Raw genomic sequence first — 11,385 nt, 5'->3', positions numbered from 1 at the left:
GGATATAAGCGATGAAAAAAATTATATTGCCGGCTTTGCTTAGTGTTTTATTGAGTGGTTGTGCTCAACAACTAGGTAATGGTGTTGCTAATCAAGAGCTACCTGTATTGAGCGCGAGTGAGGTAATTGCTAGTGCAACAGATAATGATTGGCGAGTCGTGAACGCTCAAAATATTTTAAAGATAACGCTGCCAACGGGCGATGCGTATATTGAACTTAATGAACAGCTTGCCCCAAAGCACGTTCAAAATATTAAAAAGTTAGCGCGAGAAGGGTTTTATAAAAATACTAGCGTTTATCGGTTTGTTGAAGGTTTTGTAGCGCAAGGCGGGGACAGCTCGGGTAAAAAGTTAATTAAAACGGCAGATAAAACAGTCCCTGCTGAGTTTTATTTAACAACAAACAAACCACTTTTAATTACTGAGCTAAATGGCGACGGATATGCACCAGTTACTGGCTTTTTAAACGGCTTTGCAGTTGCTCAAAACTCAGCCCATACGCAAACATGGCAAGTGCATTGTAGTGGCGTGTTTGCCATGGCGCGCGATAACGATATAAATAGTGCGAGTACGGAGTTTTTTGTAACGATAGGGCAAGGCCCGCGCTACCTTGATAAAAACATTACGGTGTTTGGTCGAGTGCTAGAAGGTATAGAGCATTTTAACCGTTTAGCGCGTACACCAACTGAAGGTAAAGCATTTAACCCAATTACAAATATACAAGTGCTTGGCGATATACAAAGCGATAAAAGTATATTTAAAGTGATGAAAACAAACTCACCTGTGTTTAAAAACTTAATCAGTGCTCGTAAAAACCGTAACGAACCTTGGTTTGTGCAGTCTTACAATTATGTGGATGTATGCGCGATGCCTATACCGACAAAGCGTATCGATTAGCGCAAACCAATATTAAAAAGGAGCCTAGGCTCCTTTTTCAATACTTATATTCCAGTTTAAAATAACCTACTGACGATTAATTTTAACTGCAAATGGCGTATCGTTATAATGCGTAGAGCGATACGGGTTTATATCAAGCCCACCACGACGTGTATAACGCGCGTAAACCTCTAACTCTTTGATATTAAGTTGTGTTGTTAAATCGCTATAAATACGCTCAACACACTGCTCGTGGAATTCGTTATGCGTTCTGAACGAAATTAAATAACGCAGTAACGACTCGCGACATATTTGCTCGCCAGTGTACCGTATAATTACACTTGCCCAGTCAGGCTGAGAGGTAATTAAACAGTTCGATTTAAGTAAATGGCTGTAGAGCGTTTCAGTCACTACTTCATCGCTTTTTGCTTTAAGTGAATTAGCATCAATATCGTAATTACTAATCTCAATATCTAGCTCATCAATACATTCACCTGGCAGCGCTGTACATGGTAAGCAATTGTAATCATCAGGATTATATAAAGTCACTTTGACAGGGCTGTTAACCGCGTTTGATAAATCATCAATTAAATGCTGTTTTACTACATCAATGCTTTCAAATCGGGTTTGGTTAAAGCTATTTAAATAAAGTTTAAACGACTTTGACTCAATAATATGACTGCTTTGGCATTCAAAGGTAAATAAGGCCACGGCAACTTGCGGTTTGCCTTTAGCGTTTAACCACGATAGTTCATAACCAGTCCAAATGTCTTGGCCTTTAAATGGCAGCTCTGCTTCGTCAATATTTAAAGCATCACGATTTAGTTTGCGCGCAATAGGGAAAAGCAAGCTTGGCGTGTACACATCTACATACTCAGTAGATTGGCCTAATACGCTACCTTTAAGGTCTGGAGAATTGCTGTAATCTGTCATGTTTGCTCTTAAATAGTTACAATAGGGACATTATATCTAATTTAAATGAGTTTCACAGTATGTCTGTTGCATTGCTTATAGAACAACTTCATCAAAAATTTAGCGAAAAGACCCTTAAAAATACCGCAAAGTACCCACTTATAGCGCACGATGAGCAATGGCCAAGCCCATCAGAAGTTGGCGAGGTTGACGAGCAAGGAAACATTCAATGGCAGGGGGCGCACCAGCAACCAGCAGGTTCACTGAGTGATTTAGCTAATGCACTAGAGCTTGAGTTTCCAAAAGAGCTTAGCGAGTTATATGGGCATATGTACGGTGGAAGTATTTTAGCTGTGATTGATGGGCATCAAGTTGAATTACTACAGGCGTGGAATAGTGACGACTTTGACATGCTGCAACAAAATATAACGGGTCACGTTTTAATGAAACGCAAACTCAAGCAGCCAGAAACGGTATTTATTGGGTTAACAGATCAAGATGATTTACTAGTAAGTGTATTGTTGCACTCTGGAGAAGTATGTTTAGAGCATGTAGGCAAAAACACACACCATGTACTTGCTCCCAACATTAATGCTTTTTTAAAGGCATTAGAGGTTTAAAACGTATTTAATAAATCAGCTTAGCGTTATCACTAAGCTGATTTTAAGCGCCATTACTGGGGCGTGTTGACCTTTCGTGATTGATTTTGCAGCTGTATGTTTGGTTTTTAGGCAGGCAGAGCCTATGTAGTGTGGTTATTCCCCATAAATAGGCGATAACGAAGCATACATGCCAAACATGCGCTGCCCTTTGGGTTCTTTCTAGGGACGATTTACTCTTTGTTGCTCGGTTTTTACTTAGCCCACTAGGTTACAAACCTCGCGCCGCGATTAAATCGTCCCTAGATTGAACAAATTTCAATCCACAAAGGTCAACACGCCCTAATGGTTACTGAAAATCCCACGATATATTAGACACTAAGCCACATGGCTCACATCTAAAGTCGAATAATCCAAACCACGATTCAGATAATTTCCAATCGCCATTGCAGCTAGGGCATTTTCGTTCAAGCTCAGACGCTTTATCTACGCCGCCCACACGATATAAATAATAGTAAGTTGGTTTTTTGGTTAAAAAACTAATTCGCTTTGTTATGTCTTTTCCGCGTCTGTATAAATCGCTTTTAATACTCGATATTTCTTCAAGTGCCGGAAACTCACAACGGGTTGCGCCGTTAATTTGAATTTGATCGCAGGCTTGCCAATCTTCTTGCCATTTAATCAGTGTTTTGTAGTCACCATTAGCAATTGCCGGAATACGAAATAACGGCACAGGCAAAAAGTCATCTCCACAATAAAGCGGGCTACACGTATGCACATAGGTTGTGTATAAAATATAACTTGATGGTTCTGTACAGCAATCAGCTCCGTTGGAATGTATATCTTGTCCAATCACTTTTACTTTTGGCGCAAGTAATCCAGCACTATGTAACTTTTCGATACTGTGCTTAACAAACGGGCTGTTATTTAGCGGGTGCATTGCATCTTCGGTCGGGCACATAACACGGGTAATAAAAAAGCCGTCTTTTAAAACGGTTGGAAATTCTTCACCCATTATTTGACCATTAAAACGCAGTGCATTTACTAAGCGGTTTATTGCCTGTTCGGCTTGTTCTAAGGTGGTGTCTTGGTAGCAATCAAAAGTTAAATCAACAACGAACATTTATAGTCTCAAATTATTTTTGTTCTAGCAGTGCAAGAAGTTTATCGAGCTTTTGCTCAATTCTATCTAATTGACTCGTTTTAAGCTCAGTATTATCTGACTGCTGTGGGTTTCTCATGAAGTTATTAATTGAATCAGGATTATTTTTATATTGGCTTACTGCTGCAATAATCATCGGCATAGGAACCGGTTGTGCCAAACGGCTTTTAGTTAGTGCTACAGTAGGGGTTTTGCCTTCATCAAGAAGGACTTTAATTGCATCAAATACAACTGAATTCATTAGATATATAACTCTTTAATAAAATAAATACGCAGCATATGAATGCTGCGCAGATGCTATGTTAGCAATAAATAAGGGAGGGTACATTAAATAAAGTTACTTACTTTGACGAAGGCGTACATCTAATTCGTCAATTACTTCACTCCAATCACCATCCTCAGCAAGCGATTCAGCTAAAAAGTGCTGTTGCGCTTCATCCCAAAAAGGGGCTTCTTGGAGTAGTGTTGTGTCTTCTAATTCATGTGAGGCAATGAATGCATCTATTTGTTCATCAGAATTAGGTAATCCAAGTTGTGCAAATAGTGTATTGATGTCGTGTTTAGTCGTATCCATGATATTGCTCCTTATACCAGCTTTATTAAAAACATGACCATTCTAGCGTATAAAATAGCTTCACTTCCTGCGTTAAAAATTATTCATATAGAACAACCATATGTCATAATTTTCGCCTTGTCATTGTGCTATTTTCTTAGCGCTATAATAGAACACTCATTTAATGCAATTGGTATTAACTAAATGAAAACTTATTTTAAGGACTAACTCTACTCCTAGCTAGCTAAACTCTCGCTGAATTTACGGTTAATAATTTTAGGTATATAGTTAACGCAGTCTATAGCCAAAATAATCAAGGAAATACAATGAGTGTAACTACGCCTGCTGATACGTTCAGCGTACAGTATTTAGCCGCAGAAGATATTAGTACTGCAGCGAGCCTAATTTATCAGGCATATCACGATGATCCTGTATTACAAAAAATGCTTAGCTACAATGACGAAAATAAATCAGTTTACGAAAAAAAATTACGATCATTAATTCGTGAAGAGCTCAGTAGTTTTTGGCAAGAAAAGCAGCCATTAATTGGTTTATACCGCAACGATAAATTAAAAGCAGTAGCGTGTGTATTTGAATCTAATAGCCAATTACAAGCGCAGCGTTATTGGCACTGGCGTTTAAAATTGATGCTGAGTGCGGGCTACTTACAAACAAATCAATTAATAGATAAAGAACAAACAATTAGAGATGCCCTTAAAGAGAAAGGCAATTACTACTTTTTAGCTTTTATTGCCGTAGATCCACATTTTCATGGGCAAGGGTTTGGTCGTTACTTACTACGAGGGCTTGATGATTTAGTTAAATGTAACGCTGAGTCAACGGGGATGGCTGTATTTGTAACGCGTAAAGAACACACTGAATTTTTTAAAACCGAAAAGTTTGAAGCATTTAAACACCTTACTTTTAACCAAGTAGAGGGCGAGTTACTATTTAAATCAATAATTGAGCCAACTATTTAAAATTATAATGTAAGCCAATGCGCCCAAACGGACATAAGGCTGTGAGATATATCTCACATTATCGTGAGTATTGTCAGTTAAAGGCTATTAATAAGTGGCCTTTTTTCATTCAAGCTATTGTTATTTAAAGTTTATTTTTATTTTTCATTTTTGTGACGTTTATTTATTTAGTGTTAAGTCCTATTTCTCCCCCCTGATTGCTTTAAACTTCTCTTTGTCAAGACGACACAGCTCAATGATTGAGTTACTGCCAAGGATACGGAATAGGCAACATAGCGGACGCTAGCAGGAAGCATAAAGGACAAGCTAAAACGGATACAAGGAAGAATAAGGAAGTGCATGAAGCACTTAGTAGCTAGGAGTTACTTTAGGATAATCACGGATGACGCTACAGGAAGTAGCGGGAGCGTTAGTTTACGCAGGACAGCCAAGATGGCAAGTGGACATTGCAGGATGCAAAAGTGGCAGGAGCTACTTTAAAGGATTAACAGGGATGATGCTACGGGACGTAGCCAAACGATAGATTTCGTGGGTTTGCCAAGATGGCTATGGATATTGCAGGATGCAAAAAGTGGCAGGAGCTACTTAAAAGGATTACCAAGGATGATGCTACGGATGTAGCCAAACGATAGATTTCGTGGGTTTGCCAAGGTGGCCATGGATATTGCAGGATGCAATGTGAGGGTAAACAAGGTTGTTTACTCGTTCAGGGGATGATAATACGGATTTAAGATAATGGATATCTAGCAGGATGCAGTCCAATTGGGGCGTAACTTTAGTTACGCCTTAGTTTTTTGTATTGAATTAATTTTTACTAAATCAAAACAAACTCCCTTAAGGTATAAGCTTTATATTTTATGCGGCGGAACGACCACACTTTTCAAAAACTCATTTTCCATAATTAACACACCTTGATAAGCATTTTCACCATCGCTTGAAAACTCAAATATAAATTCGCTTTTGATGCCTGGCTTGCCGCTCTTTAAAAAACCAAAGCGGCGTTTTGTGCATGCAACACTCATCAACTGCACCTGCAGTTGCTCACTTTGACGTTTAGCATGAACGTTCGCCGCTTCAGCAACCTTTCGGTTAAGCCAAAATAAGTAAATTACACTACCAATAAGTATGAACGTCCATAAACTTGCCATTTAAGAGAATAACCTTCCAATTGCACGCGCGAGGGTTTCGCTACGATTTTCTTTACGTAATAAGCCTAATAAATGCGGGCGAATAGTCGGTATTGCAACTAAGTCAGCAAAAATACTTGGAAACAATTCTTCAATTTTTTGATGATGCGCGCAATTATCCATAAATACATGTAAGCGTTCAGGGTTTTCTAATTGCTTAAAACACCGCCCAGCTATTGTTAGTAACACGTCAGAGTCGTGCCTCACTGGTGAGCTTAGTACAGTATCGACTAATTGAGCGCATAACCCTTGAGCTTGACCTTTTGAAGCTGATCTTAGTGCTGCGGTTATAGCCACTGTGTCGTTGTTACTAATAGCACCCTGCGTGTAATCAACAAGTAACTCACTCATTGATGTTGGTATTTCAACGTGTTCAAGCATGGCACTGAGTGGTTGTAGTACTTCAATAGGTAAATGCGCCCATGCTTTTTGCAGATTACTTAAGTTTGTATCGCTGTCTAAGCGTAGTGCAAAATCGGCAATACCCTGTAGTGCAACACTTTGCCAATTATCAAAACCAATTTTACCGCTAAAGTACAGTTGTGCATGCTCGTAATACTGCGATGCAGGCTGTTTTAATAGTACTTTTACTTGAGCGTTAAATGCCGCTAATTTATTTGCGTTTGGTGTAAAAACATAAGGGTTATTATCAAGCTTTCCATCGGCTTGTTCGCCTGTAATTTTAGTGCCTAGCGCTTGAATAACCATATCAGCAAAGTGATCTCGACTAGCACTTACCAGCATACTTTGCTCATCAAGGGGGAATTTTAAAAACCATACATACGGTTCTTTACTGGCTTTAGTATCCCAAAATTGAATAGCGAGCCATGCATGACCAGCAAGTGGATAAGGGTAAGGCACTTGAGCTTGTTCAATAGCTAAAAATTGGTTTTTATCAAGCTTAGTAATGTGCCTGCCAATATCAAAAGCACGCCACTGAGTACCCGCACCATCTAAAAGCTGACCTAATGTAGCTATTTGATCACTCATTGTTTTCTCAACTGTTTTTACTGCAAAATTACATTAATTATACGTCATAGCCGCTTGTGAGGGAACAGGGTATAATTGCATTACATATATAAAAGAGGGTGGTTATGTACCAGCAAACCCAAACTTATTTAGTGCAGCTAACGGCACTTTTACAAAAACACGCGCTTTGGCAAAGTGAGCCAATAGACGCTGAGGCACTGCTTTCAAAGACCCCTTTTTGTCACGATACAATGGCATTTGAGCAGTGGTTACAATTTGTATTTATTGAAAAAATACAGCAATTAATAACACATAGGCAACCACTGCCGCGTAACTTTGCTATTGCCCCTATGGCGCAAATGACACTTGTGAATAAAGCCGGAAGCGATGAAATTATTGAATTACTAACAGCCCTTGATACCTTTTTAGGAGAACCGAATGAGTGAGCGTCTAGCGCCTATTGAATATGGCGAGCTGACTATTTTGTATCAAGATGAAAACTATGTGGCAATAAATAAGCCTTCAGGTTTATTAGTGCATCGCTCGTTTTTAGATAAACACGAAACCCAGTTTGCTATGCAAATGTTGCGCGACCAGCTAGGTCAACATGTATTTCCAGTACATAGGCTCGATAGACCTACGTCGGGCGTATTACTGTTTGCATTGAGCTCGGAAGCTGCTCGCGATATAAACCAGCTATTTATTGAAGGTACTATTGCTAAGCGCTATTTGGCCTTAGTGCGCGGCTTTGCGCCAGAGTCAGTATTTTTAGATAAACCACTTAAAGAAGAACTTGATAAAATAGCCGATAAGTTTGCAGATCAAGGTAAAGCACCGCAAGAAGCGCAAACCCAGTTTAATTGCTTGCACCAAGCTGCATTGCCTATTCCTATAGGTAAGTATCCAACAGTGCGTTACTCGTTAGTTGAGTGTTTTCCAAAAACCGGGCGCAAGCATCAAATTCGTAGACACTTAAAGCACTTATCACTGCCTATCATTGGGGATGTAAATCACGGTGATAACCAGCATAATCAATTTTTTAGGGATCATTTTGAGCTAAGACGCTTAATGTTATTTGCAACAGAGCTTAGTTTTGTGCACCCTTATAGTAATGAATCAATAACAATTAAAGCGCCACTAGGTGAAGACATGCTTGAAATATGTAAGCAGCTAGGTTGGCCAGAGCAAGAAAAGGATTATTAATGGCACATATTAGTATTTTTGTAGGCAGCGTTAATGGCGGTGCAGAGCGTTTAAGCGATGAAGTTGCAGCCACAATAGAGCAAGCGGGTCATACTGCTAAAGTAATTACTGAAGCATCACTTGATGATATAAAAAATGCATCGCATATTTTAATTGTTACCTCCACAACAGGCCAAGGTGATGTACCGAGTAATTTGGCCGGATTGTACTTTGCAATGAATAGCACTTTCCCAATGCTTACCGATAAACCATTTGGTGTAATTGCAATGGGGGACAGATGTTACGGCGATACATTTTGTGGCGCAGGGCGAAGCTTTGACGAGCTACTTCGTGATTTACAAGCAAAGCCTGTGGGCAACCGCCTAGAAATAGATGCATGTGAAGATTTTGAACCATGGCCAGTAACCGAGCCTTGGTTAAAAGTATGGCTAGAAAAACTACCTGCTTAATTTTTATTATCCTGCCTGAGTATAGGGGAAAATAATTGAATAAAAACGTCTGAAATAATTTATTAGGCGTTTTTATTTTAAGAGCCAGTCTTCTTTGAGCATATAAAACCACTGACTCCAAACAATTTTTCACTCCATCTCTATTTTTATTTAAAACACACTTATGTGAAGTAGCATATTATCGAGTTTTCTAATAACGCTTAATCAGTTCTATCTTTAAGCTTACTAAATCTTCGATTATACAATTTCCAGACTTCGGTTTACGTGTCACTCAGATATAGGCCAATGTAGTATTAGCTAATGATGGATATTTATTAAATGCTTTTGGTATCAAGCTTTTGCTCAACGACCTCTATACATTTATACATGACCAAATTTAGTTGACCACCACACAAGGCAATTAGGGACATTAAAATGAAAGTGAATATTTAATTGGGGATTACTTGATTAGTCGATTTAATGAAGCAGCAATACAGCGGCAATATCTTACGATACTACCGCCAGTAATAATGCTCGCGATAGTATTAAACCAATACCTTTATTTTTTAACTTTTCCCTTAAGAACATAAATTTCACCATCGAAACTGCCTTGAATTGTTAGCCCTTGGCTTGCCAACTCTTGCAAATATTCGATATGATCATTAGTAATATGCTGGCCCGGTACTAAAAGCGGAATGCCCGGTGGATATGGAGTAACTAAACCGGCACAAATGCGATTGTTACTTTTGCTAATAGGCACAGATTCGCGGTCGCCATAAAAAGCATCGCTTGGAATACACGCCAAGTCGATGGCTGGTAAATTTTCAGGCAAGCGAGCTCTGCGCGTCGATTTCGATAGTTTTACCTTACCGCTGTCTAGCTTTTTCAACGCATTGTACAAACGAATTATTTTTGAGCGCGTGCCGCCAAGCGTGAGTAAAACTAAAATGGTGCTGTGTGTGTATTTTTCTATCTCTAGCCCAATTTCATCCAGTAAGTATTTATGAATATCTTTTAATGAGTAAGGTAGCTCACTAATATCAATAAGGATTTTTAATGGATCGTGACCCATATTATCACCACTAAAATGCGGGAATATTTCCATAAAGTCTTGCTTAGCTAATACTTTAATTTGCTTAAGCGAGGCCATCTGTTGTTTAAACTCCTCAACATGATTTAGCAGCGCATTGAGCAGCTTATAGCCTTCCATCTCTAATTGCTTTTGGCACACGTCAAGCGATGCAATAAGCTGATATTTAGGCGATGTACTAGCGTAGATACTATAAATCTCTCGAAAGAAATCGGCATCAAAATCGGGGTCGTTAATATGAATATAAGACGCTTGAGAAAACGCCGATACAACTTTATGCGCCGAATGCGTAATGTAGTCAGCCCCTGCATGTATCGCAGAATAATGACGAAAGCTAGGATGAAACAAAGAGTATGCAAACCAGGCTTCATCTATAAATACTTTAATACCATATTGATGAGCATAATCGACGACTTGTTTTAGGTCGCTAAGTAAGCCATCGTAAGTACAACCGGTAAGCACTAGTAATTTAGCATCAGTATTGTTTTCAATTGCTAACTTGATGTCGGCCAACGACGGTGGCGCGAAAATGCCATATTTTGGATTTAAGATACTCGCCAAATAAATAGGGTAACTGGCTGATTGCAAGATGCCATAGTGTACTGACTTATGGCAATTACGGTCGACAATTACTTTATCGCCCTTGCGCAGGAGTGTCTGCAAGATGATTTTATTTGAGGTAGACGAACCATTTGTAACAAAGTAGGTGTGTTTAACTTCAAACGTCGCCGCGGCTGATTCTTGAGCGCGACCAATGGTATTGGTGCTGTCTGATAATGAACCTAGCGAGTCTACCGAAACCGACAGGTCGCCAACAAATACATTGCGGCCGTAAAACTGATAAAAATCTTTGATGTAAGGTGAGTTTCTAAAGCTAGAACCCCCACTATGACCCGGTGTATGCCAAGAGTCGTTTGCTTCACCAACGTAACGACGATACGCCGTCCAAAATGGCGTTTCAGAGCGGTCGTCAAAATCGTTAATCATATAACCTAAAATAGCTTCTGGGTCAGAAATCACTTCATCTTTAAAAAAGAATGATTCGATTTCTTCTGATTCGTTTACGATCTCCAGCCCTTTGGTGTCGTCGCCAATAACATAAACCGGTAACTCAAGACGAATTGCCTTTAAATCCTCGATAAAGCGACTATACATTCGCTCACCCACTTTGTTGTGCATATCCCAGCTAAGAACTACGGCTTGAATATCACCATCTTCCTCTACACATTCCAGCGCGTGTTTAAGCTCGAGGCATTCAATAATATCGATATGAATATCGTCTCGCTCAAAGTTAGGAATAGTCTTTGACAGATTCGTTGAAAGCCCTTGTAAGGTGGTTGGGTCTTGTTCAATTATCAAGATACGAAGTAGAGGTAGCATAGAGGGTTTCGCAATATAATTTTATAATGCTCACTAGCATAACCAAA

The 11,385-nt window shown here is 39.3% G+C and carries 13 protein-coding genes; 6 read left to right on the top strand and 7 right to left on the bottom strand.

Annotated features, from left to right (window positions below; genetic code table 11):
• Positions 1-11: 11 nt before the first annotated feature.
• Positions 12-896 (top strand): peptidylprolyl isomerase, encoded by an 885-nt coding sequence (locus RB214_RS11000; protein WP_309166862.1) that lies wholly within the window; start codon positions 12-14, stop codon positions 894-896.
• 66 nt (positions 897-962) lie between these two features.
• On the opposite strand, the gene queF is transcribed toward RB214_RS11000, so the two are convergent.
• Positions 963-1,808 (bottom strand): NADPH-dependent 7-cyano-7-deazaguanine reductase QueF, encoded by an 846-nt coding sequence (gene queF / locus RB214_RS10995; RefSeq protein ID WP_309166860.1) that lies wholly within the window; start codon positions 1,806-1,808, stop codon positions 963-965.
• Positions 1,809-1,867: 59 nt separating this feature from the next.
• Here queF and syd point away from each other — a divergent pair, with 59 nt between their 5' ends.
• Positions 1,868-2,407, top strand: a complete 540-nt coding sequence (gene syd / locus RB214_RS10990) for a SecY-interacting protein (RefSeq protein ID WP_309166858.1) — start codon at positions 1,868-1,870, stop codon at positions 2,405-2,407.
• A gap of 328 nt (positions 2,408-2,735) precedes the next feature.
• Here the strand turns inward: syd and RB214_RS10985 are convergent, their stop codons facing one another.
• The 3 genes from RB214_RS10985 to RB214_RS10975 form a co-directional block, all read right to left on the bottom strand.
• Positions 2,736-3,509, bottom strand: coding sequence for a Zn-ribbon-containing protein (locus tag RB214_RS10985; RefSeq protein WP_309166856.1), 774 nt, complete (start codon positions 3,507-3,509; stop codon positions 2,736-2,738).
• A 13-nt stretch (positions 3,510-3,522) separates the two neighbouring features.
• Positions 3,523-3,789, bottom strand: coding sequence for a hypothetical protein (locus RB214_RS10980; RefSeq protein WP_165728585.1), 267 nt, complete (start codon positions 3,787-3,789; stop codon positions 3,523-3,525).
• Between the two features lie 96 nt (positions 3,790-3,885).
• A complete protein-coding gene (locus tag RB214_RS10975) occupies positions 3,886-4,122 on the bottom strand; it encodes a DUF2789 domain-containing protein (protein WP_309166852.1) in 237 nt (78 codons plus the stop codon).
• A gap of 305 nt (positions 4,123-4,427) precedes the next feature.
• Here RB214_RS10975 and RB214_RS10970 point away from each other — a divergent pair, with 305 nt between their 5' ends.
• Complete coding sequence (locus tag RB214_RS10970; protein WP_309166849.1) at positions 4,428-5,081, top strand: GNAT family N-acetyltransferase; 654 nt, start codon at positions 4,428-4,430, stop codon at positions 5,079-5,081.
• 848 nt (positions 5,082-5,929) lie between these two features.
• Here the strand turns inward: RB214_RS10970 and RB214_RS10965 are convergent.
• Both RB214_RS10965 and RB214_RS10960 read right to left on the bottom strand, forming a co-directional pair.
• Entirely contained in the window at positions 5,930-6,229 is a 300-nt protein-coding gene (locus tag RB214_RS10965) for a DUF3301 domain-containing protein (RefSeq protein ID WP_007378202.1), read from the bottom strand.
• On the bottom strand, positions 6,230-7,258 hold the full coding sequence (locus RB214_RS10960) for a DUF3549 family protein (RefSeq protein ID WP_309166847.1): 1,029 nt from the start codon (positions 7,256-7,258) through the stop codon (positions 6,230-6,232).
• Positions 7,259-7,362: 104 nt separating this feature from the next.
• Between RB214_RS10960 and RB214_RS10955 the strand changes: the two genes are divergently transcribed.
• From RB214_RS10955 to RB214_RS10945, 3 genes are read left to right on the top strand one after another with little or no spacing between them, the layout of a single operon-like run.
• Positions 7,363-7,683, top strand: coding sequence for a YqcC family protein (locus RB214_RS10955; RefSeq protein ID WP_024604125.1), 321 nt, complete (start codon positions 7,363-7,365; stop codon positions 7,681-7,683).
• Positions 7,676-8,440, top strand: coding sequence for a tRNA pseudouridine(65) synthase TruC (truC, locus tag RB214_RS10950; RefSeq protein ID WP_309166844.1), 765 nt, complete (start codon positions 7,676-7,678; stop codon positions 8,438-8,440). The genes RB214_RS10955 and truC overlap by 8 nt, the downstream gene beginning before the upstream one ends.
• Entirely contained in the window at positions 8,440-8,889 is a 450-nt protein-coding gene (locus RB214_RS10945; RefSeq protein ID WP_309166841.1) for a flavodoxin, read from the top strand. Before truC ends, RB214_RS10945 begins: the two co-directional genes overlap by 1 nt.
• Positions 8,890-9,427: 538 nt before the next feature.
• On the opposite strand, the gene RB214_RS10940 is transcribed toward RB214_RS10945, so the two are convergent.
• Entirely contained in the window at positions 9,428-11,338 is a 1,911-nt protein-coding gene (locus RB214_RS10940) for an aminotransferase class V-fold PLP-dependent enzyme (protein WP_309166839.1), read from the bottom strand.
• Between the last annotated feature and the right edge of the window lie 47 nt (positions 11,339-11,385).

Source organism: Pseudoalteromonas sp. HL-AS1, assembly GCF_031198785.1.
Taxonomy (GTDB): Bacteria; Pseudomonadota; Gammaproteobacteria; order Enterobacterales; family Alteromonadaceae; genus Pseudoalteromonas; species Pseudoalteromonas distincta.
This window is presented reverse-complemented; position numbering and strand designations above follow the sequence as displayed.

What these genes read in the sequence shown, in the direction of transcription:
- RB214_RS10955 (WP_024604125.1), top strand. Translation starts at nt 7,363, where the DNA reads ATGTACCAGCAAACCCAAACTTATTTAGTGCAGCTAACGGCACTTTTA.
- RB214_RS11000 (WP_309166862.1), top strand. Translation starts at nt 12, where the DNA reads ATGAAAAAAATTATATTGCCGGCTTTGCTTAGTGTTTTATTGAGTGGT.
- RB214_RS10960 (WP_309166847.1), bottom strand. Translation starts at nt 7,258, where the DNA reads ATGAGTGATCAAATAGCTACATTAGGTCAGCTTTTAGATGGTGCGGGT.
- RB214_RS10975 (WP_309166852.1), bottom strand. Translation starts at nt 4,122, where the DNA reads ATGGATACGACTAAACACGACATCAATACACTATTTGCACAACTTGGA.
- RB214_RS10970 (WP_309166849.1), top strand. Translation starts at nt 4,428, where the DNA reads ATGAGTGTAACTACGCCTGCTGATACGTTCAGCGTACAGTATTTAGCC.
- truC (WP_309166844.1), top strand. Translation starts at nt 7,676, where the DNA reads ATGAGTGAGCGTCTAGCGCCTATTGAATATGGCGAGCTGACTATTTTG.
- RB214_RS10985 (WP_309166856.1), bottom strand. Translation starts at nt 3,509, where the DNA reads ATGTTCGTTGTTGATTTAACTTTTGATTGCTACCAAGACACCACCTTA.
- queF (WP_309166860.1), bottom strand. Translation starts at nt 1,808, where the DNA reads ATGACAGATTACAGCAATTCTCCAGACCTTAAAGGTAGCGTATTAGGC.
- RB214_RS10940 (WP_309166839.1), bottom strand. Translation starts at nt 11,338, where the DNA reads ATGCTACCTCTACTTCGTATCTTGATAATTGAACAAGACCCAACCACC.
- RB214_RS10980 (WP_165728585.1), bottom strand. Translation starts at nt 3,789, where the DNA reads ATGAATTCAGTTGTATTTGATGCAATTAAAGTCCTTCTTGATGAAGGC.
- RB214_RS10965 (WP_007378202.1), bottom strand. Translation starts at nt 6,229, where the DNA reads ATGGCAAGTTTATGGACGTTCATACTTATTGGTAGTGTAATTTACTTA.
- RB214_RS10945 (WP_309166841.1), top strand. Translation starts at nt 8,440, where the DNA reads ATGGCACATATTAGTATTTTTGTAGGCAGCGTTAATGGCGGTGCAGAG.
- syd (WP_309166858.1), top strand. Translation starts at nt 1,868, where the DNA reads ATGTCTGTTGCATTGCTTATAGAACAACTTCATCAAAAATTTAGCGAA.